The following is a 23,690-nucleotide window of genomic DNA, read 5'->3' as shown; positions in this document are numbered from 1 at the left end:
AAGGGGCTTCCCTATAGTCGACTAACGCAGCCTCTGGCTGCTTTAGGGCGCTCGGGTGTGTGGCCACCCGCGTCGACCGTGACCGGGCGCAACTGACGATGAGGGGGATTCCATGGCTGCATCCAGTGCGACCGTGGGCAGTCGATCAAGCCGAGCCGTGGTGCTCACGGTGACCTGCCTCGGGCAATTCATGGTGCTGCTCGACAACACCATCGTCGGAGCGGCACTGCCCGATATGCAGCATCGGCTGCACACTCAACTGACCGGACTGCAGTGGATCGTCGACGCGTACGTGCTGCTGGTCGCCATGCTGCTGCTGTCCGGCGGTGTCTTCGCCGACCGATTCGGCCGCAAGCGGGTGTACCTGACCGGGGCGACGGTGTTCACCGCTGCGTCACTCATGTGCAGCCTCGCGCCCTCGCTCGGTTGGCTGGTCGCCGGCCGAGTGCTGCAGGGCATCGGGGCCGCGGCGCTGAGCCCTGCCTCCCTGGCCCTGCTCGCCGCAGCCCATCCCGTGCCGCAAGAGCGAGTCAAGGCGATCGGGCTGTGGGCCGGACTCAGCGGCATCGGTCTGGCCGCGGGACCCGTGGCCGGCGGCGTGCTGACGCAGGCCTTCGGCTGGCCCGCCATCTTCCTGGTCAATCTGCCTGTCGGCGCGGTCCTGCTGCTGGTCGGCCTGCGCCACCTCGGCGAGTCCCGCAACCCGAGCGCCCCCGCGATCGACATTCCGGGCACGGTGCTGTCGGTTCTGGCGGTGGGGGTACTGACGTATGGATTGATCGAGGGAGGTGCCCGCGGCTGGACCTCACCGGTCATCCTGGGCAGTTTCGCCGCCGCCGTGGTCCTCCTCGGCGTCTTCGTCGCCGTCGAAGCCCGTCGTTCCGCTCCGATGCTGCCGCTGCGGCTGTTCGCTCAGCGTCTGTTCACCGTGTCGAACGCCGCCATGGTCGTGGTGGGGTTCGCGCTCATGGGGTCGTCCTTCTTCTTCTCCCAGTTCTTCGTGTACGTCCAGGGCAGCTCCCTCCTGCGCGCCGGCCTGCAGACCCTGCCGGTATCCCTCGCCATGGTGATCGTCAGCCCGTACGCGGGCCGACTCGCCGTCCGGTACGGCTTCCGCATCGTGGTCACCACCGGCCTCGCCTTGGCCGGCCTGGGACTGCTGGCGCTCGGCACGGTGCACGCCGACACCGGTTATGGGAACGTGTGGTGGCGGCTGGGGCTCATCGGCGTCGGCTTCGCACTGGCCATGTCCCCACTGACAGGTGCCGCCATCCAAGCAGTCAGCCCGCGGGAAAGCGGCCTCGCCTCAGGCAGCAGCAGCACCACGCGGCAGATCGGTGCGGTGCTCGGCGTGGCGTTGCTCGGAGCCATCGTCCGGACCCGACAGTCCAGCGGTGCCTCCTTCGAGACCGGCCTTGACAGCGCCTTCGTCGCCGCCGGCGCCGCCGTCTTGGTCACCGCCCTGTCCACCGGTGTGTGGTTGGCCAGGTCCAAGTCCGCGGAAGACAGTGCGGAACCGCACCGTTCCACTGACCCAGCTGCGGTCACCACCCTGAACGAGGCGTCGGTAAAGAGCCGTTGACAACAACCGCGCCGACAGGGACGAACCGCTGCGCGCGCCGGGGGGCATCGACTCCACCATGCCGCTACCGAGGCCCTCGGCGAACTCGCCTTGCACCGCAAGGTCCCGCACATCCATGGACCGGAGCGTCCCACCATCGGCAAAGATCGAGTGCTCACCACCTGAACCACCGTCCGCTATGGATGAGACCATCAAGATCAAGCTTCCTACGCGTACGGAAGCCCTCTTGAACCCTTGTCCCTATTTGAAGATCGTTCTCTTGGAGATCGAAGCATGCAGAATCTGCCGACCTTCGTTTTTGTTCACGGGGCCTTCGCGAATTCGTTCTCGTTCGCGCCGCTGCAGGCCGAACTCGCTCTCCTGGGGCACCGTTCGGTGGCGGTCGACCTTCCGGGGCACGGCTTCGAGGCGACCTTCCCCGCGGCGTACCAAGCCCCCCAGGATCTCGACGCCCTCTCCGCGGAACCGGGACGCATCAAGGGGGTCACGCTCGCCGACAACGCCGCCCGCGTGATCGAGATCCTCGAACGGGCCAAGCGGAACGGGCCCACCATTCTTGTCGCCCACAGCAGGGGCGGCATCACCACCACCGCCGTCGCCAACGCCCGGCCCGAGCTGATCCACCGCATCATCTACGTCTCCGCCTGGTGCCCCGTCGATCTGGACGTGAGCGACTACTACGCCCAGCCGGAGATGGCGGACGTCGACGCGGGAGCCTTCGTTGCCACGCTGGTCGGTGACCCGGCCCAACTCGGCCTGCTTCGCACCAACTTCCGCACCGCCGACCCGGCGGCACTCGCCGCGTTCAAGCGAGCGTTCGCGGCCGACCTCACCGATGACGAGTTCCGGACCTTCCTCAACACCTTCCAGCCCGATGAGAATCTCGACGTCGGCACGTCCGCCGACCGAGCACAGGCCACCACCTGGGGTCGGATTGCCAAGACCTATGTGCGCCTGAACGCCGATGCCAGCATCCCGCTCGCCATGCAGGACCGCATGATCCGCGAAGCCAACGCGCTCACACCCGACAACCCCTTCGACGTCCGCACACTCGAGGGGAGCCACCTGCGCTGGCTCGTCCACCCGAAGCCCGCCGCCGAATTGCTCGCAGACTGCGCAGTTCGCTGACGCCTTCCGAATGTGGTCGGCTTGGTCGCCGCCTGGTCGACGAGTAGGCAACTGGCCTTGCTGATGGATGTGGGTGCCCTGAGGGCCGGCGGCCAAGGCCCGCTACCCCGCGGCCTGCGGGCACATCACCGCGCAGTCGGGCCGAGCAGGGTGGCTGCGCGGTCGACCCCGAGGACGGGGGCGGATACCGGCGGTCGCTGCGGCGGGGGCGGTGCGGTCCCTGTCACGCTGCGCTGGGCATGCTGCGGCGCGCTCGGCAGCAGCCGTCCAGTCGGCCGATTCAGCGGTCAGGACAAGAGGGCATCGGTCCACCACCCGGGCGGCGGGTGTGCCGGGCCGGGACGCGCGGGGTGCTGGGAAGGGCCGGTGACGGGCCAGGGCATCGGCGCGGACCTGCCCTGGCGTGTGACGACGGCGTCTTTGGTGATGTTGAAGACGGTGAGATCCTGCGAGGCTGTGACCGGACCGTCGTACTCGCGGCGCATCTCCTGGAACACCGGTCCGACCGTTTCGTGATCGAGCGCGAGGTGCCAGAAGGACGACATCCGCGCGCCCACGCGCTTGAAGACCCGGCCCGCCATGGTCGGGCTCGTGTGCGCCTGGTCGATGATCTTCGATGCGACGTCCAGAGGCATGCCCGCCTTGGCCGCGAAGGTGGACGCGGTGGGGAACGTTTCGTGGATCAGCAGATCGGCGCCGACGGCAGCGTTTACCAGGGTGCGGCACGGCCTGGTATCGCCGGAGAAGACCACGCTGAGCCCCGCGAAGTCGATGCGGTAGCCGACCGCGCCGTTCAGGATGTGGATCACGGGGAACGAGGTGACGGTCACCCCGTTGCGCTCGTAGACGACCGCCTGCGCGTCGTAGGGCACCTCGGTGGTCAGGGTCCGCGCGCCGCCCTGACGCGGGTCGCCCGCCAATGACTCGGTGTCCCAGGCGAACGCCGCAGCGAGGTGTTCGGTGAAGGCGCGGGTTCCGAGGGCTTGGTACTCGCCGGCCGGGCCCCACACTTCGACCGGGTCCCGGCGGCCGCCCTTGGCCAGGGACCACAGCAGGGTGGGGAGGTCGCCGACGTGGTCCGCGTGCAGGTGCGAGAGGAACACCTTCGTCGCCGCTGTGACGGGCAGGCCCAGGCCGTTGAAGTTCGCGACCGCCCCCGACCCGATGTCCAGGAAGAAGAAGTCGTGCTCCTGGTTGCCCACCTCGACCAGAATCGAGGCGGCCGCCTGGCTCCGGCGGACGAACGGGTCGCCGCTGCCGAGGACGGTCACCCGTATCTCGCCGGCCTCGAGAGGCTCCATCCCTGGCTCGAACACTTCCCCGTAGGTCCGCTCGGGAGTCCCGACCACGGGAGTCGCGGTGAGGGGAAGCCTGCCGCCCTCGTAGGCCAACTCCGTGAGCTCTGACACCTCACTGCTCATGGCTGTCCGTCCTCGGAAGCTTGACGTGGCCTGACCGCGGCTCGCCTCGCGCCCAAGACGGCCGTACTCCTCATCGTGGCACCGTGCGTTTGTACCGGCACCTTGAAGAACCGCCTCCCGACCTGCGGAAACTCTGCTCGTAAGCCTCGGTGGAGGTGAATGCCGCGGGCTCTGACTCCTTGGCCCCAGGTCAACGTCCTCCGCGACGGCCGGCCGGGGCTGGCGACCGGGCCGGGGCAGGTGGCTCAGGGGCAGTCCGGCACGCGGTCCGCAGGCAGCAGGGGGCGCAGGGCGCCGAGGACGGCGCCGACGCAGATGTCGCGGAGTTCGGTGCGGGAGCAGGTCTGCTCGGTGAGCCAGTCGACGACGAGGACCTGGACGAAGACCAACCAGCTCTTCAGTACCGCCGAGACGGCTCGGCGTGCGCTCTCGTCGGCGAGGGGCAGCACGGCGAGCAGGCGGGCGCGGAGCGCGTCCAGCTCGCCGGTCATGATCGTCTGGATGACCGGGTCGCCCGCGAGCACCCGGTTCGCGGCGAGGACGGCGTGGCGGTTGGCCACGAAGTAGTCGAGGTGGACGTCCATCCCCTGGACGAGTTGTTCGACGAGCGAGTCGGCGGGGTCGAGCTTCGTCTCGGCGAGCAGCCGGTCGGCGGCCTGTTGGTAGACCGCGGCGAAGAGTGCGTGCTTGCTGGGGAAATGACGGTAGAGCAGGGCCCGCGAGACGCCGGCCTGCTGCGCGACGTCGTCCATCAGCACGTCCTCGTAGGGGTGGGCCGCGAACATCCGCGCACCGACGGCGAGGAGCTGGGCGCGGCGGTCGGCGGGACGGAGGCGCCGGCGGGGAGTCACGGCGACAGCTTACTTGACATGCGTCTACTTATTCGCTCACGCTGGTGCAGAGCTTAGTAGACACACGTCAACTTATACGTCGGGTCAAGACGTCGGACCAGGACAGGGTGATGGACCAATGGCCAGGACTCTGCGCGTACTCGTACAGCTCATGGGATGGTCGTGTGTGGTGATCGGGCTGATCCATGTCGCCCTCGGCAACGCGGCCATCCCGGGCGCGGGCTCTGCTGGGGCGACCGTCGACAGCTGGGGGCGGTTCATGGGGGCTAGCTTCGTCGGCTACGGCCTGGCCTGGCTCTGGGCCGCCCGGCAGCGGCCCATCCCGGCGACGGCGGTGCGTGCCCTTTCCGCGGTCTTCCTGCTGGGTGGGATCGGCCGGCTGATCTCCCTGGCGGTCCACGGCCGGCCGCAGTGGTTCCAGCTCGCGCTCGGGGTGATCGAACTCGGCCTTCCGCCCGTCCTGCTCTGGCTCGCCCCGTCCGAGGAGCGGGCGACGCAGCCGACGGCGGAACGTGGCGCAGGACTGCGCCACTCCCCGGCCCGGGACCTGTGACGGTCGCGGGCATTGCTGGGAGGGCGCCGGGCGGGGCGATGGTGGCGAGGAGACCCGCGCCGACAGGAGCGGCGGTGGCGCCGACACCGGCGGCGGACCGGCTGTGGTGGAGGCGCGTGTCGGCTCGTCCAGGGCTCACGTGAGTCCGAGAGCGGCCTGCGGACGCGGCATGTCGCGCCTGTGACGGCCGTACGCCGAGCTCGAAACTGCACCTGGTGTGACACCTGACGGCGTCCGGCCGTGTCACCCGGTCAGGGTGATGTCTGCCTTCTTGTCAAGGGACAGCATGGTCACATGGGGGGCCCGGTAGCGGCTACATCTGCAAGGGAGACGCGCTCATGCAGTACGAAATCCGCGTCGAAGGGCAGATGTCGAAAGCGATGACCACCGCATTCCCGGAGCTGGAGAGTTGCATCGTGGCCGGGCAGACCTTGATGTTCGGTCAAGTGACCGACGAAGCCCATCTCTACGGGCTGCTCGCGCGGTTCCAGTCGCTGGGCCTGCACGTGGTGGAGATGCGCAAGACGGCGTCCTGACGGGCGTGTCCAAGCCCCACTACACCGTGACGGCCTGCCATGACAGCCGGCCCACTCGCGTCCCCCCACGGGCAGGGAGAGTTGTGCGTCCGGTGCGCGTCCGCCTCGGCGTACTCTCGCATGATCAGCGAGGGAGGCTGTCCGCGCCGCAGCGGCCATGGTGCGCAGGGGGGGCGGTCGATGTGGTGAAAGAACGCTTTGAAGCCGGCACACAGATGATTCAGGCCCGGCTCGCCGTCCGGCGTGGTGTCGAAGCCGTCCTTGGGGCAGCCGCCGTGGCAGGCGACGCGGACGTCGCAGTCGAGGCAGTAGCGAGGCAGCGTGTCGTGCTTGTCCTGGCCGAACTTCTGCTGCCGGGGTGAGTCGACGAGTTCCAGCAGGTGCCGCTCGCCGATGTTGTCCAGCAGATGGTCGGGCTCGACGAAGTGGTCGCAGGAGTACACATCCCCGTTGTGCTCCAGCGCCAAGGCGCTGCCGCAGGGTTCGGGAGTGCACGCACAACGAGGGCGGCTCCCCGTACCAGTTCGCCAACGCCACGTCGAACATCTGGACGTAGATGCGGCCGACGTCGTGGCGTACCCAGTCATGGAAGACGTCGATCAGGAAGCGGCCGTACTGCTGCCCTGTCACCGACCGGGTGGTGACCCGGTCGCCTTCCTGCCGGTACAGGGGCCGGTCCGTGGCGCGCTGTCCCCACCCTTCGTCGGCCAAGGGAGGGTGTGCGCGTCGGTGCGTTCCACGATCGGGATGAACTGCATGTGCTGCGCACCGCAGTCGTCGCGCTGAAAGGTGTAGATCTCGCGTGCGTGCCCGGCATTGGCGTCGTGCAATGTGGTGAGCACGTTCCAGTTCACGCCGTGTGCGCGCAGGTGGTCCAGGCCGCGCATGACGCGGTCGAACGTGGGCTTGCCCCCTTTGTCGAGGCGGTAGGCGTCGTGCAGGTGGCGGGGGCCGTCGACGGAGAGTCCCACGAGGAAGTCGTGCTCGCGGAAGAAGCGGGCCCATTCGGCGGTGATCAGCGTGCCGTTGGCCTGGATGGTGTTGACGATGCGCTGGCCGCGGCGGGGATGGCGCTTTTCGTACCCCAGGGAGCGGCGGAAGAAGTGCCCACGGGCACCGGCTCCACCGGAAGCATCAACGGGGCGGGGGCCGGACGAAGACGTCCATGACCCACCGCCCGTATCCCGGCCACCACCGCCGGCGTGCCCCCTTCACCTCGTCCTGAAGGAGGCAGGCCGCCCCGCACAAGGCGTCGGCTGTCCCTTCTCAGGTTTCCTTCCGCACGACGCACAGGCCCCAGATGATGAAGCCGTACATCGCGATCAGGAGGAGTGACCACACGGGGTAGTACGGCATCGACAGGAAGTTGGCGATGATCGCCAGGCCTGCGATGCCGACACCGACGACCCGGGCCCAGGTGGCACGCGCCACGAGGCCGGCGCTCACGCCCATGGCGATCACGCCGATGATCAGCTGGATCCAGCCCCAGCTGGTCAAATCGAACTTGAACACGTAGTTCGGGGTGTTCACGAACACGTTGTCGTTGGCGATGGCCATGATGCCCCGGAAGAAGTCCAGGACACCGGCGATGAACAAAAGGACGGCGGCGAACACCGTCAGGCCTCCGGCCGTCGCCTCGGCGGCTGCCGAGTGACGGTGGGGTGTGGTCGTGGCCATGGTCCGTTCCTCACTTCGTCGGCGTTACGCAGCACGCGGTGCTGCTTCTTCGAGCATGCGAAGCGCCCAGGACCGGGTGATCACCCGTGGAGGGTGAGGTTCGCAGGGCGCATTCCTGGGGCCGTGGGATCCCGGGCACGAAAGGGCCGGCAGATGAGCAGCGAAGCCTGGACAGGGGTTGCGGCGGCAGGTGTCACCGCTGCGTACGCACTGGGCTCGCGTCGGCTCGCGTCGACACCGGTGTCGTCGGCGATGGTGTTCGTCGGTTGCGGAGTGCTTCTGGGACCCGCGTCTCGCCGGCAGCGGGCTGCGCCCGCCCACGGTGGCCTACATCGGATGGTTCGGTCCCCGCGGCCTGGCGTCCGTGGTGCTGGGCCTGCTCGTCCTGGAGGAGCACGTTCACGGTGTGCAGCTCCTCGGCAGCGTGGTCGCCGTCGCCGTCGGTCTCAGTGTCCTGCTGCACGGTGTCTCGGCCGTCGCCCTCGCCCGACGGCTACGGCCGCTGGCATGAGCGGACCACGGCCGTGGGCGGGAACTGTACGAGACCACTCCCGTTCAGGCAGCTCAGAGGCGAGGACTGACCGCGCGATGACGCCGCTGCCGGGCTCGTCACCCGTGGGGGGTGATGCGTGAGCAACCTTGCGTGACCAGGGTGGAAGCGAGTCTGTCAGGACTCGGGGCAACGAGGAGAACGGTCATGGCCAAGCCTTTCAGGGGAAGGATCGCCCTCGACATCCGTGACTCCGATCCGGACTGGACGCCGTTCCTCGCGCCGCAGGCCCCGCACAACGCCCCGAACGTCCTGGTGATCGCGTGGGACGACGTCGGCTACGGGACCATGGACTGTTTCGGCGGCCCGGTGCGGACACCGACGATGTCGCGGATCGCCGACATGGGGGTGCGCTACTCCAACTTCCACACCACGGCCTTGTGTTCTCCCACCCCGGCCTCGCTGATGACGGGCCGCAACGCCACCTCGAACGGCATGGCGACCATCGCCGAGCGTGGTGATGGCCGCCCGCGGTATCGGTGAGGCCTTCGGGCTTGACCTGCTGCCCGACGCAGGCGAGGAAGAAGGAGCTGTGACATGAATCTGGCCTACGACTACCCGGTCCTGGGAGCGTTCTGGACGGTCATGTGGGTCTTCCTGTGGATCCTGTGGTTCGCTCTGCTCTTCCGGATCATCGGCGACATCTTCCGTGACGACACGCTCGGGGGGTGGGGCAAGACCGGATGGCTGATCTTCGTGGTCTTCCTCCCCTTCCTCGGCGTGTTCGTCTACGTCCTGGCCCGCGGCAAGGGCATGGGGGACCGCGAGATCCGCCACGCCCAAGCCCGGCAACAGGCATTCGACGACTACGTCCGCGAGACCGCCGGCAGCGGGACGGGACCCGGGAACGAGGCGGATCAACTCGCCAAGCTCTCCGAGGTCCGCGCCCGCGGCGACCTCACGGACGCCGAATACGAGCGGGCCAAGGAGAAAATCCTGCACTGAACCCGGTCGGACACCACCGCGCCGGCTGCTGTGCGCAGCCGGCGCTCCGTGATGCCTTCTCAGGCGGTCTCGGCCGGCAGCTTCCGCCACCGATGCCGTCGGCGAGTGCCTGACGGTCCCGCTCATGGCGATCGGCGCACTGCCCGGCGGCGACCGTCACCAGCGCCCCGTCGGAGCAGGCACCGCCGCCCAGACACGAGACGATGATGATGCGGTCACCGGACCGCCCGCGGGCGAGCGTCGCACCGTACAGGGCACCGAACGTGCGCATGCCGCGCGGCACCCATGGTGCGTCGGCGGCATCCGCCGTCAGTGGTGGAAGCCGACGCGCTCGGAGTCGTGCGGGTGTCCCTGGTCCAGGCGCGTGATGGCCCGGCGCATGTCCTCGGCGAGGAGTTCGATCTCGTCACGGTCGACGCCGTGCCGCACGAGCACCCGCTGGATGACGGTCTCCTGGCGGTCGGGCGGCAGCGGATACGAGGGGACCTGCCAGCCGCGCATGCGGAGCAGGTCGGACAGGTCGTACAGACTCCAGCTCACCGACGCCGGGTCGGTCAGGGTCCAGGAGACGGCCGGAAGCGCTCCGTTGCCGTCGTAGAGCAGGGTGAAGGGGCCCATGTCGGCGACCTGGCGGGCGAGGTGCTGCGCCGTGTCGGCGCAGGCCTGATAGACGCGCCGGTAGCCCTCGCGGCCCAGGCGCAGGAACATGAAGTACTGGGCGACGACCTGGCCGCCCGGGCGAGAGAAGTTCAGGGCCAGCGTGGGCATGTCGCCACCGAGGTAGTCGACGTGGAAGACCAGGTCCGCCGGCAGGACCGCCTTGTCACGCCACAGGGCCCAGCCCACGCCGAGGGGGGCCATGCCGTACTTGTGTCCGGAGGCGTTGATCGAGGCGACCCGGGGCAGACGGAAGTCCCATTCCAGGTCGGGGTGGAGGAAGGGCGCGATGAACCCGCCGGACGCCGCGTCGATGTGCAGGGGGACGTCCAGGCCGGTCTCCGCCTGCAGACGGTCGAGCTCGGCCGCGATCTCTGCCACGGGTTCGTAGGTGCAGGTGTAGGTCACCCCGAGGATCGCCACGACGCCGATGGTGTTCTCGTCGACGTGCTCGCGCAGCTGGTGGGCCTGCAGGCCGGTCGCGCCCGGCTCCACCGGCACCTGGCGCAGCTCTACGTCGAAGTAGCGGGCGAACTTCTCCCAGCACACCTGCACCGGCCCGCACACCAGGTTCGGCCGGTCGGTCGACTGCCCGGCGGCCCGCCGGCGGTCACGCCAACGCCACTTCAGGGCGAGCCCGCAGAGCATGGCCGCCTCGCTGGAGCCGGTGGTGGAGCACCCCACGGCGGGTTCGGTCCCCTCCGAGCCGCCGGGCGCGTGCCACAGGCCGGCGAGGATGTTGACGCACCGGGACTCGATCTCCGCGGTCTGCGGGTACTCGTCCTTGTCGACGATGTTCTTGTCGAGACACAGGTCCATCAGGCGCCTGACCTCGTCGTCGGCCCAGGTGGTGCAGAACGTCGCCAGGTTCTGGGCCGCGTTGCCGTCGAGCAGCAGTTCGCTGCGCAACAACTGGAACACGACCTGAGGCGGCGCCGGCCCGTCCGGCATGGCCCGCTTCGGCAGAACCTCCTCGCTGATGGGCGATGTGAAGATATCGGCAGCCGGGTCAAAGGCTGTCTCCTGGGCATTGTGCAGAGCCACCGGCGCACCCTCTCACGTCATCGTGCGTCTTTCTCGGAGGCTATGAGGCCCAAGGCGCACCCGACACTGGGAGTAGTCCGACCAGGGGGCCTGGCGGGCACCAGGCGAGTCGAGGAACGCATGCCCGGCGGCGGCTGGTGCGGCCAATCGGCGGTCTGGGCGACGTGACACACTGGCGGTTCAGGCGGCGGTGAACGGGGGTGATCCGGTTGGGGCTGGAGATCGAGAGCAGGCCGTCGGAGCTGCCGTACATCGAGCGGGTGTGGCGCAGTCGCAGTGACGACGTGGGTCGGATGACGTCGATCGCCACATCGCACTGGGAGCTCGTCTTCTGGGAGCACCGCGGTCAGGTCCAGGCGGCTGTCATGGGCCCTGAACCGGCAGCATCCCGGGCTCCCGTCCCCGAGAACGCCACGTTCTTCGGCATCAGCTTTGCCCTCGGCACTTCAATGCCGCACATCCCCATCAGCCGGCTCGTGGGCAGCAGCGCGGAGATCCCCGACGTCACGCGACGCTCCGTCTGGCTGAAGGGCTCCACGTGGCATCCGCCCGATTACGACAACGCGGAGGCGTTCGTACGGCGCCTGGTGCGTGAGGGCATCGTGGACCGCGATCCGATCGTGCCCGCCGTGCTCGCCGGCACCGCCCTTCATGTCTCCGAACGCACTCTCCAACGCCGCTTGGTCGCCGCGACGGGCCTCACCCGAGGCGCCATCCGGCAGATCCGCCGCGCCCGTGAGGCGGCGGTCCTGATCCAGGAGGGTGCGTCGGCCCAGGACGTGGTGCACCGGCTGGGCTATTTCGACCAGCCGCATCTGGCGCGGTCCCTGACCCGGTACATCGGCCGGACCGCTACTCGGCTGAGCTCTCCGGACGAGGCGGAGCCCCTGTCGCTTCTGTACAAGACCTCGACTTCGATACCCGCATAGGTTTCTGGTGCAGCCGACGGCTTCGACTCATCACGGAGGAATCATGCGCAAGGTCGTTTCGGGTCTCTTCATCTCGCTCGACGGCGTCGTGCAGTCGCCGAACGAGTGGCAGTTCGCTTTCGACGAGGAGATGGGCGCGGCGCTGGGCAGGACGCTGGAGACGGCCGACACGATCCTGCTGGGCCGGGTGACGTTCACCGAGTGGGCCGGGTACTGGCCGACGGTGACCAGTGGCGAGGACGCCGGTTTCGCCAAGTGGATCAACGATTCGCCCAAGTACGTCGTCTCCTCCGCGCTCGACAGCGTGGAGGACTGGGCGAACAGCACTCTCATCAAGGGCGATCTGAATGCCGCGATCGATCAGCTCAAGGCCGGCGAAGGCAAGGACATCACCGTCGCGGGCAGCCCGACGCTGGTGCGGTCACTGCTGGAGCAGGACCTGCTGGACGAACTGGTCCTGCTGATCCACCCGGTAGTGGCCGGTGGGGGCCGCAAGAAGCTGTTCGCCGACGACGCCGCCCTGAAGAAGTTGGAGCTGGTGAGCGCCCAGCCGACCAGCAGCGGAGTGATCATCGCGACCTACCGACCGACACGCTGAACGCTGCGTGGCGGGGGTGCTTGATTCGGCACACCGGTCGTGCGGCACACTCGCGCGGCTGAAGGACCTGGTCACACTCATGAAGAAGGCAGACCGCCACCGACCGCCCCCGCCACCGCGGCGTCGAGTTCCGTGCGCTGAACGTGCGCCACTGGGCCCGCATCGTCGCCGTCTGGGCCGTCAGTGACGACCAGAAGGTGGACGACGCCTGGCCGACCAAGCCGTCGACTGCGGCTCCAATGGGGCCAGTACGAGTACGTCACCCCTTCACAGGCCTGCGCCTCTTTGAGGCATAAACTCCTGGCGAGACAGGCCTCCGTCCGGTCGCGCGAGACCGAGACGAAGCGGCGCTCAAGGGAGGATGTCCAGGACGAACTCCCCGCCCGTCGCACCTCGTCGGTGTAGCGGCTCGGCGCGCCAGGAGACGCGGCGCCTGGTGGGCACAGCCCATGGTGCAGTACCCAAGCCAGCTGAGGACGAGGGCGAGGAGGCCCTCAACCTGGGGGCCGCCGGGAGGGGCCTGCCGGCATGCGTACGGAGAGGTGCCGACATCCACGAAGCGTTCCTCGAACTCGCCTACTGTCGAGGGCCGATACGGACGCTCATGCGTTTGCGACGCGTGATGTCGTGGCGGTGAGCCGTGGGGGAGACGCTCAGGCGGTGCGCAGACAGCAGTTCCCGGGGCGCGATGGCGAGCACGGCGTGATGGACGCCGTCGCTGTTGAGTCGGCAGTCGCGGAGGACCTTCCAGGTCGTCAGGCGGGCGAGGACGTGCTCGAGGCGGCCCGGACCTGCCTGTGATTTCTGCGCCCCCGCCGGTGCTACTGGCAGCACCGGAGCGGCTTCGGGAGCCGAAATGGTCGCGCAGCGCGCACCACGATGTCGCCGGCGGTCGGGCGGTCACCATGGCCGTGGAACAGGCGTGCACGTCGCTGCTGCTCCGGTTGCGTCAGATGGGGTTCTTACCGTCGTGACGCCCGCCCAACCGACCGCCATGCCATAGTGAGAATCTCGAGTAGTCGAGTGGTGGGGTTGAGTCCGCAGCATCATCTCCGGCACAGCCTGATAGCCTGCGATCTTCGCCGGTCACCCGGACGGAGTCCCCCGGCGGGTCGCCATGTCACACCATCAGCTGCTCATGACAGCCCTCGATGCACTGGACCGCGCCTTCGCTTCTGAAGAGCCGTTCCCCATCGGAGGTTGCACTTACTGCTACGGCGAGGAGGGACTCGCCGAACTCTCCAGGCCGTTGCACCTCATACCCGACGACATGGTGTCCGCGGCCGCCGGAGAGGTGCCCAGCCACTGGGACGACTTCCCGCGTCTCTACCGCCGTCTTGTCCCGCGCATCATCCGTCCCCTTGTCGCCGGTCAGTTCCACGTCTCCGAGGAGCTGATCGCCACCCGCCTGGTCGAGGCAGGCTGGACCACCTGGGACGCGCCCCTGGCCGACGCTCTTCGCAACGTCTGGACCGCATGGTGGCGGGCCACATTGCACACCCACCCCAGCCCGGTGTCCATCAGGGACACCCTCGCCCTCATCACCGTCGCCACCGACAGCCTGCGCCCCTGGCTGGACATTTGGACCGGCACACGAACCCCGGCCGCTGACGCGCACTTGGCGGACCTGATGGTCGACGTGCTGTTCGAGTACGAGATCACCGACCTGAGCCTGGGGTTCTACGACGAGTACCACGCTACTGCGGAGATGGTGGAATGGCTCCTCACCGATGTGCGCGACCGTGTCACCGACTCCCGTCTCGACGACCCGGACTTCATTCACCACCTCCAGCAGCTGATCAGCGCTCCAGCTGACGTCTCAAGCGACGCGGTTCACCAGGGCGACTTCTGAGCTCTTGGGGCGGATGTCGGTTGATTGGTGAGTGTGAGCCCGGCGCCGGTGAGGCAGCCGTCGATCAGGTCGCGCCGGCCTGTTGGACCTGGGCGACTGCTCCGTGGACGGGGCGCACGTCGGGGCTCTCGAAGGGGGCAAGTCGGTCCCTCACCGGTCGACCGCGTCCGCCCCGGCTCCAAGCACCACCTGATCGCTGACCGGCATGAAACTCCGCTCGCCGTCACCCTCGCCTGTGGCAACCGGCACGACGTCACCCAGCTCCTGCCGCTGCTGGACGCCATCCCATCGATCCGGGGACCGCGGGGACGCCCCCGCCGCGAACCCCGGCGGCCGTACGCGGACCGGGGCTACGACTTCGACAAGTACGCCTTCTGCTGTGGAAGCGCGGCATCAAACCCCTGATCGCCCGACGCGGTGTCGCACGGCTCCGGACCGGGCAAGGTGCGCTGGGTGGCCGAACGGTGCGCTTGGCTCCGGCAGTTCAAGCGGCTCCGCACCCGCTACGAACGACGCGCCGATCTCCACCAGGGCCTACGTGAACTGGCATGCAGCCTCATTTGCATCCGACGTCTGTCCGGCCCTCCAAGCGATCGACTAGGAGTCTGAGCGCAGTCCCAACGCGCTGTGCTGAACCGCGACCGCCGGGGCACCTGCAGAACGCGGCTTTCGACGAGTCAGCTCCACCAGCTTCGAGCGGAGCTCAGGCGCTGGTTCACCGAGCACGATGGCGGTGATCACCAACTCAAGCATGACGCAGTCGTAGGCATCGTCCCTGCCTCTATAGCGCTCGCCACCACGCTCTACCACGGCACTGACGATCCGCCATCCACCGCCATCAGCCGGCGCAAAAGTCGCCGCGAATACTCCGTGACCGGTCCAGCTTCGATGCAGGAAGACAACTTCACCTTCAGCGAAGACGTCCCACTTCTCATCCATGTCCCGTGACGCGTAGCCACGCTGGATCCGCTCCCAAGCCTCATCTGACCAGATCCGCTGAGGCAGTTCCGGCATCGGCCGAGGATTTGATATCGGCTGGGCACGACACATCGACCGAGTTGCAGGTTCGTCCTCGGCAGGCATGGAGTGATCTTACGGACGAAGCCGAGTACGACAGCACACTCTTCGTCATCCGCATTCTGAAATGACCAGTAAGTCTCTTGATCCCCACCAGCGGCCTTGCTTCCAGGGCGCGCACTTTCAAGGGTCTTCTCAGGACTCGGGGACCCATTCCACGTGAGGGCGTGTGCGGCTGTAGTGGGCTCCCTTGGTGCCGTAGTGGGCGAGGGACAAAGTCTCACCGTCGACCTGGAGCTCCGCCGGCGGAAGGTTGGGAACGTAGATCCACGGGTTGGAGTGGCCGTCGATCCGCACCGGTTCCCGGGGGTGGTTCCAGGCGTCCGCCCTTCTTTGGGCCTGCTCGCGAGTCGACGGGTTCTTCAGGGTCCGCGGGGCGGCCAGGTCGTGCTCGTAGCCGTTGATGGCGCGCACGAGAGCTTCGCTGTAGACGCCATTGACGCGGCAGTGACCGGGGTCCCAGCGGCCGGGCGGGAGCCACAGCAGGGCTCCTGGACTCCTGGGAGCTTGAGGCGCCTGCTTTCCACTTTTGTCTGAGTGGGCAGCCGCGTTTCGCGTGCGCCCTCGTCGTTTGCCTGCCCCGTGCCCACCCGCCGAAAGAGAGGCGTTCCGGGTGGCCACACTCATCCGATCTGGCTGGCCGCGATGTCCCCGACGGGGTCGTCGATCAGGGCGACGGCGGCAACGATGCGCTTGCCGACAGGCTCCCGGTGCATTTGGAAGCTCTGGCACAGGGCCATCACGATTTCCAGGCCGTGCTGGCCCACCCGGCCGGGGTCGGTGGCCTGGGCGATCGGCAGAGTGGGTTCGCTGTCCCACACCGTCACCTCCACCGCCCCGTCGCGGATCTCCAGAGTCAGCAGGCACGGGCCGGGAGCGTACTTGCGGGCGTTGGTCACCAGCTCACTCACCACCAACTGCACCGCGCCGGCCGCGCGGCCGGACACCGTCAGCCCGTGCACTTTTTCGGCATCGGCGAAGAAGGAGCGGGCCAGGTCTCGGGCCTCGGCGATCTCTTCACTGCCCTCGAAGGCGGCTGACACCGAGATCAGACGGTCGATGACCGGCTGCGCCCCCTTTTCCTGCTCAGGCACGTCCATGCCGTCCGCCCTAGATCCGAAGCGCTGTCCCGCGACCATCCCCCATACCCCCGAAACATCACCGCACTCTCAGTTAGGCGAATGTCTCCGGGAGTTTCCTGCATGCACCCGTGGTCAGGCGCTTCCTGAGAGGAGGAGATTGCCGCGGATCAGGAGATCGCACGCTGGGGCTTCCTCAGCAGCCATGCCCGTGTACTGCTGGCCATCGCAGGAAACCGCGAGCTGCGCCTGCGGGACATCGCTGAGGCCTGCCACATCACCGAGCGCACCGCTCAGAGCATCATCACCGACCTCGAACAGGCCGACTGCCTGAGCCGCGAACGAGTCGGCCGCCGTACCCGCTGCTCCATCAATCTCGACGCGACGCCGCGGCATCCCGCCGAGACCGCACTGCCTGTCCGCGCGCTTGTGGACCTCCTTGCCGGCCGGAATCCGGAAGCAACCGACGCGAAAACGGCCAGGTGACCGTCCTCTTGTCACGTGTCCTTCTACGGCGTAGGGGGGAAGGGGGAAAGGGTCGCTTTGCGGGAGGTGTGATCGTGGGGAGTCATGGCCCGCCTTCATGGTGATCCCATGGACGGAGCAGCCGATGCCGTACGGCAGTCAGGATGCGCTCAGGTAGTTCATGCCACGGTCGGGCCCCATGACATATGAGACGTCACAGATGCCCCTGCCCCCGGCGGCCCGCAGCTCGGAAGACTCCTCCGGCCGTAAACTGGGCTGGAACAAGGTGCCCGAAGTCACCGTCTACTTCTGGATCATCAAGGTGCTGTGCACCACGGTCGGCGAGACGGCGGCCGACCTGCTCAATGAGAAGGCCGGCCTCGGTCTGACCGGGGTGTCGCTGTTGATGAGCGGTCTGCTGGCGGTCGTGCTGGTCGTCCAGTTCCGCACCAAGACCTACCGCGCCGGCGTGTACTGGCTGGCCGTCGCTCTGATCAGCGTCGTCGGCACCCTGGTCAGCGACAACCTGACCGACAACATGGGCGTACCGCTGGAGACCACCACCACCGTCTTCGCGGTCATCCTCGCGATCGTCTTCGTGGTCTGGTACCGGCGTGAGCGGACCCTGTCCATCCACCACATCGATACCACCAGCCGAGAGTCCTTCTACTGGCTGGCCGTGCTGTTCACCTTCGCCCTCGGCACCTCGGCGGGCGACCTGCTCTCCGAGCGCATGTCCCTGGGCTACTGGCTGTCGGCAGTTCTCTTCGGTCTGGCCATCGCCGTGGTTGCGCTCGCGCACTTCAAGATCGGGCTGGACGCGGTGTGGAGCTTCTGGATCGCGTACGTCCTGACCCGTCCGCTGGGTGCGTCGATCGGCGACTACCTCTCCCAGCCCACAGGTGACGGTGGACTCGGCCTGGGCACCGTCATCACCAGCGTGCTGTTCCTCGCCGTCATCCTTGGCCTGGTGGTCTATCTGTCGGTTACCCGCAAGGATGTGGCGCAGCCTCAGCGAGTCGGCCGTCCGGCCTGATGGCCCATCAGCGCTGCTAGTGGCCGTCTTCTGCGGTTGACCGGGGACGCAGCACGGCGGAAGGTCCGTTGGTCGTGCGCCGCGGCGGGCTCTTTCGGTATCGCGGGAGCCCATTCCCGAACCGGACGTCCTGACCGATCGACCGTGCCGCGAGCTCAAGCCGCGAAGGCCGCCTCACGGGTGGCAGGTGAATGTGTGGGTTGTTTCCCCGAGAGCATGATGGAACGGCCAAGCGGGCAGAGCGCCGTAATTACCTGCTGCGTGAACGACGTGCGGCGTAATTCGAGGCGCTGAGTGTGGTGGGGTTCGCCCTGCGCGTCGCCTGCCATCGAGCCCACGCCCGCAAGGAGAAGCTGCAAGCCCGTGAACAGCATTGGCCGCACGTACGCCGGATCGGGTGGGTGCTCGGAAGGTGGGGTTCTGGTGTCGCGGACCTTTCGTGCTTCCCGCCGACGTGGGGGTGTTCCGCCGGCCCGTCGCCCGGCGACGCACACCCCGAGGTCTTCGCCCTGCACGACGACCTCGCCAGACCCGGTTGGAACAGTTCCACCGGCCTTCACGAGCCAGCCGATGACGCTGCCGGGCAATGTCCCATTCCGGGCTACCCCCCGGATTCGAGCACGGAGGCGCCAGTGGAACGGGACGCCGAGCAGCGACGGCCGGACCCCGTCCGATGGACAGCTCCGGCGGTCGGCGGCCACGGCGCACGCGTGCCCTTCGCTCGCCGCCGTCCGAGCGGAGGCGCGGTCGTGCTACTGGCTCGGGCAGTTGGCCCGGCTTCGACGACTCGTCCTTGCCATGGTGCGCCATCGGGCAGAGGACCAAATGTCCTTCCAACAGCTGATCGGGCACTTCGCCCCTGACGTCCGTGACCGCTGAAGGCTTCTTCCGACACTGGTCGGCCAAGCGGCGTCCTGCTGCTCACGTGTCTCCATGGGGTGCCCTCACGTCATGTGCAGGCAGGCACACAAGCGCAGGCCCTGGCACAGCGCCGCGGCTGCTGTCACCGCGGGGTCGGCGTGGCCTCGGCGAGCGAAGTACTCGGCCGCCGCCTTGCGGAAGTGACCAAGGCAGAGCCTGCGCTGTGCTCTGGGGTCGTTGCCATGTCCGCCGCCGCCCGGCGCGGGACTCTCACCACAGCGACCACAAGGTTCATCGGGCAAGTACATCACCCTGGTCGTGATCTTTCTTCTGTCAGAAGCCCCATCTCGGCGCAGGGATGACCGGTTGCCCCGCCGGTGGCGGCTGAAGGCAGCTCGCCCGTGCCACCGCCGTTTTCCCCCAGGGACGCGAGGAGTGGAGCATGCATCCGGCGGCCGCTCGTGCCCTCGGTTGCGACAAGGTGCGGCTCATGCGTCGTGCTGCTCGGCTGCGGCTCCGAGTGCTTCCGCGGTGCCTTCGGCGTGCTCGGATGCGTCGTCGACGAAGCTGTAGGGCGGCAGCGGGCCGTTGATGCGCAGTTCCAGATGCGGGTGCTGCCGGCGGAGTTGGTCGACCGCGTCCAAGAACTGTCCCGCTGAACCACGGTCGATCAGGAAGGAGAGGTTGGCCAGCCACCCGGTGCTCGACGGTGCGGCGCTGACCGTCTCGGCCACCGGGCCCAGTTCCCGCTGGAGCATGTCGGCGTCGGCCGCTTCGCGGGCCTGAAGTGCGGCCGCGATCATCTCCCCCAGCCGGACCTTGTCTTCCTGCGACCCCCCGCCTGCCTGCTGGTTGGCTTCTGCCAGAGAGCGGATCTCGTCGTTGTCCGCCACTACCAGTTGCAGCACGGCCTCTTCGTTGTGGTTGGCCTTGAGGTTGTACTCGGCTTTTCCCTCCAGAGCCGTCAACCGCTCCAGCAGGTGATCCGCGCGCTCGGCGAGCACCGTCGTCACCGTCTCGTCGTCGGGTGAGACGCTGGCGAACCGTATCGGCAGGATCACGCCGCCTTGCCCTGCTGCGTCCAGCACATGCTGGTGGGCGAGCAGATCACGCCGCTTGGGCCGCAAGTCCTCGGGGGCGTCACTGACGATCGCGGCCAGCTCGCCCTCGCGCAGTACACGCACGGGCCGAGGCGGGTCACCCACGCCGTTCACGTCTTCAAGCTGCGAGGCCTGCGAGGCGTGCGTGATGCCGTAGACATAGGTGCTCACTGCTCGTCCCCCCTCTGGCGCGCGGACCGGGTTCCCTGCTTCTGGCGTCCCTCGTCACGGGCCTGTTGAAAAGCCTCGGAGATCGTCTCGGCGGCGCCCGAGAGCGCGCCCTTGGACTTACCGCGGGCACCGGATTCGGTCAGGCTTCCCGTGAGCTCGGTCAGGCCGGCCGGCTTACGCGGGCCCGACTCCAGATCGAGACGGTTGCACGCCTCGGCAAAACGCAGATAGGTGTCGACGCTGGCCACCACGACCCGTATATCGATCTTCAGTATCTCGATGCCGACCAGGGACACCCGCACGAACGCGTCGATCACCAGCCCCCGGTCGAGAATCAGCTCCAGCACGTCGTAGAGGCCACTTGAGCCTCCGCCGCCACCCTGCTGCGTCGCTACCGTCATGACAACCAACCCCTTGCCCGGTGTGGAATTTCGCCTCCGCGGCGCTCGCCCCATCCCAGAAACAGGCAACGCTGTGACACATTCCTGCAGGTCATCCAGGCTCCAGGACGGCGGCGAGGCTCTGGTAGCGGGTAGCCCCCACCTTCGAGAGCAAACGTATGTACGAGCGCTGCCCCTGGGGACGCTGCAGCTTGCCCCAGCGATCATCCGCGGAAAGCCGTCGGGCAGCTCCGTGAGCCGCTGCGTGGGGGTTGTCGCCGCGGCAGGTCAGGGCGGGGAGCGTTTCTCGGCAATGACGACCACGACGTCCTCAAAGGGCTGTGGGGGAGGATCTGCGGGGCGGGGGTCCGTCCGTCGTATTTCGTCACCACTCTCGTGCCGCGGTATCCGGCACCGTGCGGCAACTGAGGCGTCGAGCCGGAAGCTGGTACTTCGTACCGGTGGCACTCGGCGTCGTCCGGGCCGGTCGTCGGAGGCCCGGGCTGTTGCACAGACCCTGCTCGCGGTGGAGGGGGCGCCGGTAGGCGAGGTGGAGTCTGTGGTGGGACCGGTCAGGAACGGAGAAGCCCCGGCCGCCGTGAAGCCTCTAGCGTGATGGTCATGGCAACCACCACTTCCACCGCAGCCCCTACGTCCCTGGCGTCCGTCACCCTTGAGGTGGCCGACCTTGAGGCCGCCCGCCGCTTCTACACTGTCTTCGGCGTGGACACATACATCAATTTGCGGGCCTCGGAGGCCCACTCCACCGGATTCCGCAGCTTCACCCTGGCGCTGACGGTGGCTGGACCGGCCACCGTCGACGGGTTCATCGCCGACGCCGTGGACGCCGGCGCCACGGTACTCAAGCCCGCCGCGAAGTCGCTGTGGGGCTACGGCGGCGTCGTGCAGGCTCCGGACGGGACAATCTGGAAGATCGCGACCTCGGCGAAGAAGGACAGCGGCCCTGCCACCCGCGAGGTCGACGAGGTCGTCCTCCTGCTCGGCGTCGAGGACGTGAAGGCCACCAGGCAGTTCTACGTCGGGCGAGGCCTGACCGTGGCCAAGAACTTCGGCGGCAAGTACGCCGAGTTCGCTGCCGGTCAGTCGAGCTCTGTCAAGCTCGCCCTGTACAAGCGCCGTGCCCTTGCCAAGGATCTCGGTGTCCCCGACGACGGCACCGGCTCGCACCACGTCATCCTCGGCAGCACCGCTGGCACCTTCACCGACCCGGACGGCTTCACCTGGCAGCCTGTCGCGTAGGCCATCCGCCCGACAGCACCCGGGCCTGCGACCTCGTCTGCGAATTCGCGAATGTTGTCCGCCACCGTCGCGGGTACCTGCCGCTGGAGTGGATTCGGTAGGTGGGGCATGGTGCGTCGAAGCCGATGAAGGGCTCGTCGGCTTTCTCGGTCGGGCCTCCTCCGAACTTGTCAGAGGCGTTGTCGGTCGTTGCCTGTAGAAGTGGGGATCGGGCACGGTGCTGCGCAGCATCGCGTCGGTCGCCAGGAGGGTCAGGCTCACCACGGCCGCGGTCCGGAGCAGCATTCGGGCTCAGTACGAGCGCCGCGGCAGTGCTTGCGTAGCTTCTCGTTCTCATGCTTCAGGGCTGTGTTCAGGCGTGTCAGGGGGTGTTGGAGAGCACCCGGATCGTTTGCCACCCTCATCGCCGTCTACGGCGTTCTGATGACCCCGCTCGGCTGGGACTGGGCGGCCGCCGTGTGGGGAAACGCCCTGCTCTGGTTCTTGTTCGAGGACCGCGGCAGACTCGCCGCCCACCGCTGGCTCGACCACCATGCACGCCCGGCACCACACACCAGAGGCCAGGCCGGTGCCCCGGACCCGAACCACTCCGCTGTCGGTCCGCACCGCGTCGGCGGAGGCGCCCGCGGTACGCGGTCCAGCGACACGGCACCGAAGTCTTCCGGTACCGGGCCCGCCTCGCCCACGACCTGACCTGGGAGGCCTACGGTGCTCGTGCCGGCGCCGCGGGCCCGGGTCCGCCCGGGCTGTGGTCGCCCGGACGGCCCCGTGAGCTGCGTGGGATCAGCCGTCGGCCCCGGCCGGGGTGGTCGTGGGGGTGAAGCCTTCCTTCTTGTTGGCGGTGAGGGCGAACTCGTTGGTGAACGTCTTGCCCAGGTCCACCGACGTGGTCACGTTCCCGACCAACTGCTCGGTGGCCAAGGAGGTTTTCGGGCCGCCGGCCGGCATGATCCCGTCCGGCAGGAACTGGCCCTTGTCCTCGCTCAGGGCCGCGATGTAGTCGGCCTTGGTGACCAGCTGGTTCTGCACGAACGACGACGGCAGCTTGTCGGCGATGTCGGCCGCGCTGTGCGAGTTGATCCAGTGCATGGTGGCCACGAGCGCGTCGACGACCTTCTGCACCGTGTCCTTGTGCGAGTTCACCCAGTCGGTGCGGGCAAGGACGCTCGCGCCCGGGAACGCGCCGCCCAGCGCCGCCTTGGCGCCGTCGGTGGTGGCCAGGTCGACCGCGGAGCTGCCGACGCCCTTCTTCTCGATCGCCGCCACCGTGGGCTGCGTCGTCATGACGCAGTCGGCCTTGCCGTGCTGCAGCGCGGCGACGGCGGTGGAGCCCGCACCGACGGCGAGTCGGTGGAACTGGCCGGACTTGATGCCCTTCTTCGCCGCCATGAACTGGGTGAGGGTGTCCGTGCCCGAGCCCAGGTCCGTCACGCCGAGCGTCTTGCCCTTGAAGTCCGCGGCCGACTTCACGCCGCTCTTCTTGGCGCACATCTCCCGCTCGCCGGGCGCGCCGGACAGCTGGACGATGTCCTCGACCGCCTTGCCCTTCGTCTGGAACTCGATGGTGTGGTTGTACCAGGCGCCGGCCATGTCCACCTGCCCCGAGGCCATGGCCTCCTCGGCACCGACACCGCCGTTCTGCTCGGTGCTCAGCTGGACCGTGACGCCGTACTTCTTGTAGAAACCCAGGTTCTGAGCGAGCTGGTAGGGCAGGTAGATCTGCTTGTCGATGCCGCCGACCATGAGCTTGACGGTCGGGGTGGAGCCTGAGCCGGAACCGGACGACACGGAGCTGCCGGAGTTGCCCGAGCACGCGGTGGCGGCACCGAGGGCGAGGACGGTGATGATCGAAGCGGTGAGGGTTCTCTTGAGCATGGCGGGGCTTTCACCTTTCGGGTTGCGGATGCCCTTTCGGGGACACGGGGGACTGCAGGCGCG

Annotated in this window: 25 protein-coding genes and 2 pseudogenes; 13 read left to right on the top strand and 14 right to left on the bottom strand. The window is 68.0% G+C overall.

Annotated features, from left to right (window positions below; genetic code table 11):
* Window positions 1-112: 112 nt before the first annotated feature.
* Together LN251_RS28645 and LN251_RS28640 are read left to right on the top strand one after the other, a co-directional pair.
* A complete protein-coding gene (locus LN251_RS28645) occupies window positions 113-1,582 on the top strand; it encodes an MFS transporter (protein ID WP_458247075.1) in 1,470 nt (489 codons plus the stop codon).
* 273 nt (window positions 1,583-1,855) lie between these two features.
* Complete coding sequence (locus LN251_RS28640; protein WP_458247074.1) at window positions 1,856-2,710, top strand: alpha/beta fold hydrolase; 855 nt, start codon at window positions 1,856-1,858, stop codon at window positions 2,708-2,710.
* A 287-nt stretch (window positions 2,711-2,997) separates the two neighbouring features.
* Here LN251_RS28640 and gntH read toward each other — a convergent pair whose 3' ends face one another.
* Together gntH and LN251_RS28630 are read right to left on the bottom strand one after the other, a co-directional pair.
* Window positions 2,998-4,131: a guanitoxin biosynthesis MBL fold metallo-hydrolase GntH gene (gntH, locus tag LN251_RS28635; protein WP_458247073.1), complete on the bottom strand. Its 1,134-nt coding sequence runs from the start codon at window positions 4,129-4,131 to the stop codon at window positions 2,998-3,000.
* A gap of 245 nt (window positions 4,132-4,376) precedes the next feature.
* Window positions 4,377-4,982 carry a TetR/AcrR family transcriptional regulator gene (locus LN251_RS28630; protein ID WP_458247072.1) on the bottom strand — a complete coding sequence of 202 codons (606 nt, stop codon included), beginning with the start codon at window positions 4,980-4,982 and terminating at the stop codon, window positions 4,377-4,379.
* A gap of 118 nt (window positions 4,983-5,100) precedes the next feature.
* Between LN251_RS28630 and LN251_RS28625 the strand changes: the two genes are divergently transcribed.
* Together LN251_RS28625 and LN251_RS28620 are read left to right on the top strand one after the other, a co-directional pair.
* Window positions 5,101-5,535, top strand: coding sequence for a DUF4345 domain-containing protein (locus LN251_RS28625; RefSeq protein ID WP_458247071.1), 435 nt, complete (start codon window positions 5,101-5,103; stop codon window positions 5,533-5,535).
* Window positions 5,536-5,873: 338 nt separating this feature from the next.
* Complete coding sequence (locus tag LN251_RS28620) at window positions 5,874-6,071, top strand: hypothetical protein (protein ID WP_458247070.1); 198 nt, start codon at window positions 5,874-5,876, stop codon at window positions 6,069-6,071.
* On the opposite strand, the gene LN251_RS28615 is transcribed toward LN251_RS28620, so the two are convergent.
* The 3 genes from LN251_RS28615 to LN251_RS28605 all read right to left on the bottom strand — a co-directional run bounded on the left by LN251_RS28615 (window position 6,002) and on the right by LN251_RS28605 (window position 7,748).
* Window positions 6,002-6,658 carry an SPASM domain-containing protein gene (locus LN251_RS28615; protein ID WP_458247069.1) on the bottom strand — a complete coding sequence of 219 codons (657 nt, stop codon included), beginning with the start codon at window positions 6,656-6,658 and terminating at the stop codon, window positions 6,002-6,004. The two genes, LN251_RS28620 and LN251_RS28615, sit on opposite strands and share 70 nt — an antisense overlap.
* A gap of 39 nt (window positions 6,659-6,697) precedes the next feature.
* The gene (locus tag LN251_RS28610; protein ID WP_458248180.1) at window positions 6,698-7,087 is read right to left on the bottom strand and encodes a hypothetical protein; all 390 of its coding nucleotides are present in this window, start codon (window positions 7,085-7,087) and stop codon (window positions 6,698-6,700) included.
* A 250-nt stretch (window positions 7,088-7,337) separates the two neighbouring features.
* On the bottom strand, window positions 7,338-7,748 hold the full coding sequence (locus LN251_RS28605) for a DUF7144 family membrane protein (RefSeq protein ID WP_458247068.1): 411 nt from the start codon (window positions 7,746-7,748) through the stop codon (window positions 7,338-7,340).
* A gap of 322 nt (window positions 7,749-8,070) precedes the next feature.
* Here LN251_RS28605 and LN251_RS28600 point away from each other — a divergent pair, with 322 nt between their 5' ends.
* The 3 genes from LN251_RS28600 (at window position 8,071) to LN251_RS28590 (ending at window position 9,243) form a co-directional block, all read left to right on the top strand.
* Window positions 8,071-8,259, top strand: coding sequence for a hypothetical protein (locus LN251_RS28600; RefSeq protein WP_458247067.1), 189 nt, complete (start codon window positions 8,071-8,073; stop codon window positions 8,257-8,259).
* 186 nt (window positions 8,260-8,445) lie between these two features.
* Window positions 8,446-8,781, top strand: a complete 336-nt coding sequence (locus LN251_RS28595; RefSeq protein WP_458247066.1) for a sulfatase-like hydrolase/transferase — start codon at window positions 8,446-8,448, stop codon at window positions 8,779-8,781.
* A gap of 54 nt (window positions 8,782-8,835) precedes the next feature.
* Window positions 8,836-9,243 (top strand): SHOCT domain-containing protein, encoded by a 408-nt coding sequence (locus LN251_RS28590; RefSeq protein WP_458247065.1) that lies wholly within the window; start codon window positions 8,836-8,838, stop codon window positions 9,241-9,243.
* A 309-nt stretch (window positions 9,244-9,552) separates the two neighbouring features.
* Here LN251_RS28590 and LN251_RS28585 read toward each other — a convergent pair whose 3' ends face one another.
* On the bottom strand, window positions 9,553-10,944 hold the full coding sequence (locus LN251_RS28585) for a glutamate decarboxylase (RefSeq protein ID WP_458247064.1): 1,392 nt from the start codon (window positions 10,942-10,944) through the stop codon (window positions 9,553-9,555).
* A 209-nt stretch (window positions 10,945-11,153) separates the two neighbouring features.
* Here LN251_RS28585 and LN251_RS28580 point away from each other — a divergent pair, with 209 nt between their 5' ends.
* A complete protein-coding gene (locus LN251_RS28580) occupies window positions 11,154-11,873 on the top strand; it encodes a helix-turn-helix domain-containing protein (protein ID WP_458248179.1) in 720 nt (239 codons plus the stop codon).
* Between the two features lie 43 nt (window positions 11,874-11,916).
* On the top strand, window positions 11,917-12,471 hold the full coding sequence (locus LN251_RS28575; protein ID WP_458247063.1) for a dihydrofolate reductase family protein: 555 nt from the start codon (window positions 11,917-11,919) through the stop codon (window positions 12,469-12,471).
* 576 nt (window positions 12,472-13,047) lie between these two features.
* Here LN251_RS28575 and LN251_RS28570 read toward each other — a convergent pair.
* A pseudogene (locus tag LN251_RS28570) lies at window positions 13,048-13,277 on the bottom strand (hypothetical protein); the annotation flags it as partial.
* Between the two features lie 311 nt (window positions 13,278-13,588).
* Between LN251_RS28570 and LN251_RS28565 the strand changes: the two are divergent.
* Both LN251_RS28565 and LN251_RS28560 read left to right on the top strand, forming a co-directional pair.
* Window positions 13,589-14,323, top strand: coding sequence for a hypothetical protein (locus LN251_RS28565; protein WP_458247062.1), 735 nt, complete (start codon window positions 13,589-13,591; stop codon window positions 14,321-14,323).
* Window positions 14,324-14,396: 73 nt separating this feature from the next.
* A pseudogene (locus LN251_RS28560) lies at window positions 14,397-14,932 on the top strand (transposase); the annotation flags it as partial.
* Here LN251_RS28560 and LN251_RS28555 read toward each other — a convergent pair.
* From LN251_RS28555 to LN251_RS28540, 4 genes are all read right to left on the bottom strand, one after another.
* Window positions 14,921-15,337: a hypothetical protein gene (locus tag LN251_RS28555; RefSeq protein ID WP_458247061.1), complete on the bottom strand. Its 417-nt coding sequence runs from the start codon at window positions 15,335-15,337 to the stop codon at window positions 14,921-14,923. The pseudogene LN251_RS28560 and the gene LN251_RS28555 overlap by 12 nt on opposite strands.
* Before the next feature lie 198 nt (window positions 15,338-15,535).
* Window positions 15,536-15,814, bottom strand: coding sequence for a hypothetical protein (locus LN251_RS28550; RefSeq protein ID WP_458247060.1), 279 nt, complete (start codon window positions 15,812-15,814; stop codon window positions 15,536-15,538).
* Between the two features lie 209 nt (window positions 15,815-16,023).
* Window positions 16,024-16,500, bottom strand: a complete 477-nt coding sequence (locus tag LN251_RS28545) for an ATP-binding protein (RefSeq protein ID WP_458247059.1) — start codon at window positions 16,498-16,500, stop codon at window positions 16,024-16,026.
* Between the two features lie 114 nt (window positions 16,501-16,614).
* Window positions 16,615-16,980, bottom strand: coding sequence for a hypothetical protein (locus LN251_RS28540; protein ID WP_458247058.1), 366 nt, complete (start codon window positions 16,978-16,980; stop codon window positions 16,615-16,617).
* A 163-nt stretch (window positions 16,981-17,143) separates the two neighbouring features.
* Here LN251_RS28540 and LN251_RS28535 point away from each other — a divergent pair, with 163 nt between their 5' ends.
* Window positions 17,144-17,980 carry a COG4705 family protein gene (locus LN251_RS28535; protein ID WP_458247057.1) on the top strand — a complete coding sequence of 279 codons (837 nt, stop codon included), beginning with the start codon at window positions 17,144-17,146 and terminating at the stop codon, window positions 17,978-17,980.
* Between the two features lie 1,349 nt (window positions 17,981-19,329).
* On the opposite strand, the gene LN251_RS28530 is transcribed toward LN251_RS28535, so the two are convergent.
* Window positions 19,330-20,112 carry a GvpL/GvpF family gas vesicle protein gene (locus LN251_RS28530; protein WP_458247056.1) on the bottom strand — a complete coding sequence of 261 codons (783 nt, stop codon included), beginning with the start codon at window positions 20,110-20,112 and terminating at the stop codon, window positions 19,330-19,332.
* The gene (locus LN251_RS28525) at window positions 20,109-20,513 is read right to left on the bottom strand and encodes a gas vesicle structural protein GvpA (protein ID WP_458247055.1); all 405 of its coding nucleotides are present in this window, start codon (window positions 20,511-20,513) and stop codon (window positions 20,109-20,111) included. Before LN251_RS28525 ends, LN251_RS28530 begins: the two co-directional genes overlap by 4 nt.
* Before the next feature lie 594 nt (window positions 20,514-21,107).
* Here LN251_RS28525 and LN251_RS28520 point away from each other — a divergent pair.
* Window positions 21,108-21,752 (top strand): glyoxalase, encoded by a 645-nt coding sequence (locus tag LN251_RS28520; RefSeq protein ID WP_458248178.1) that lies wholly within the window; start codon window positions 21,108-21,110, stop codon window positions 21,750-21,752.
* A gap of 783 nt (window positions 21,753-22,535) precedes the next feature.
* Here LN251_RS28520 and LN251_RS28515 read toward each other — a convergent pair.
* Entirely contained in the window at window positions 22,536-23,627 is a 1,092-nt protein-coding gene (locus LN251_RS28515) for an ABC transporter substrate-binding protein (protein WP_458247054.1), read from the bottom strand.
* Window positions 23,628-23,690 lie beyond the last annotated feature (63 nt).

Source organism: Streptomyces sp. MAI_2237 (assembly GCF_054189285.1).
The sequence above is the reverse complement of the archived record's forward strand: the minus strand, read 5'-3'. Positions and strand labels throughout refer to the sequence as shown.

What these genes read in the sequence shown, in the direction of transcription:
- LN251_RS28590 (WP_458247065.1), top strand. Translation starts at nt 8,836, where the DNA reads ATGAATCTGGCCTACGACTACCCGGTCCTGGGAGCGTTCTGGACGGTC.
- LN251_RS28525 (WP_458247055.1), bottom strand. Translation starts at nt 20,513, where the DNA reads ATGACGGTAGCGACGCAGCAGGGTGGCGGCGGAGGCTCAAGTGGCCTC.
- LN251_RS28625 (WP_458247071.1), top strand. Translation starts at nt 5,101, where the DNA reads ATGGCCAGGACTCTGCGCGTACTCGTACAGCTCATGGGATGGTCGTGT.
- LN251_RS28615 (WP_458247069.1), bottom strand. Translation starts at nt 6,658, where the DNA reads ATGACTGGGTACGCCACGACGTCGGCCGCATCTACGTCCAGATGTTCG.
- gntH (WP_458247073.1), bottom strand. Translation starts at nt 4,131, where the DNA reads ATGAGCAGTGAGGTGTCAGAGCTCACGGAGTTGGCCTACGAGGGCGGC.
- LN251_RS28535 (WP_458247057.1), top strand. Translation starts at nt 17,144, where the DNA reads ATGACATATGAGACGTCACAGATGCCCCTGCCCCCGGCGGCCCGCAGC.
- LN251_RS28515 (WP_458247054.1), bottom strand. Translation starts at nt 23,627, where the DNA reads ATGCTCAAGAGAACCCTCACCGCTTCGATCATCACCGTCCTCGCCCTC.
- LN251_RS28605 (WP_458247068.1), bottom strand. Translation starts at nt 7,748, where the DNA reads ATGGCCACGACCACACCCCACCGTCACTCGGCAGCCGCCGAGGCGACG.
- LN251_RS28595 (WP_458247066.1), top strand. Translation starts at nt 8,446, where the DNA reads ATGGCCAAGCCTTTCAGGGGAAGGATCGCCCTCGACATCCGTGACTCC.
- LN251_RS28565 (WP_458247062.1), top strand. Translation starts at nt 13,589, where the DNA reads ATGTCACACCATCAGCTGCTCATGACAGCCCTCGATGCACTGGACCGC.
- LN251_RS28555 (WP_458247061.1), bottom strand. Translation starts at nt 15,337, where the DNA reads ATGCCGGAACTGCCTCAGCGGATCTGGTCAGATGAGGCTTGGGAGCGG.
- LN251_RS28575 (WP_458247063.1), top strand. Translation starts at nt 11,917, where the DNA reads ATGCGCAAGGTCGTTTCGGGTCTCTTCATCTCGCTCGACGGCGTCGTG.
- LN251_RS28520 (WP_458248178.1), top strand. Translation starts at nt 21,108, where the DNA reads ATGGTCATGGCAACCACCACTTCCACCGCAGCCCCTACGTCCCTGGCG.
- LN251_RS28545 (WP_458247059.1), bottom strand. Translation starts at nt 16,500, where the DNA reads ATGGACGTGCCTGAGCAGGAAAAGGGGGCGCAGCCGGTCATCGACCGT.
- LN251_RS28640 (WP_458247074.1), top strand. Translation starts at nt 1,856, where the DNA reads ATGCAGAATCTGCCGACCTTCGTTTTTGTTCACGGGGCCTTCGCGAAT.
- LN251_RS28620 (WP_458247070.1), top strand. Translation starts at nt 5,874, where the DNA reads ATGCAGTACGAAATCCGCGTCGAAGGGCAGATGTCGAAAGCGATGACC.
- LN251_RS28645 (WP_458247075.1), top strand. Translation starts at nt 113, where the DNA reads ATGGCTGCATCCAGTGCGACCGTGGGCAGTCGATCAAGCCGAGCCGTG.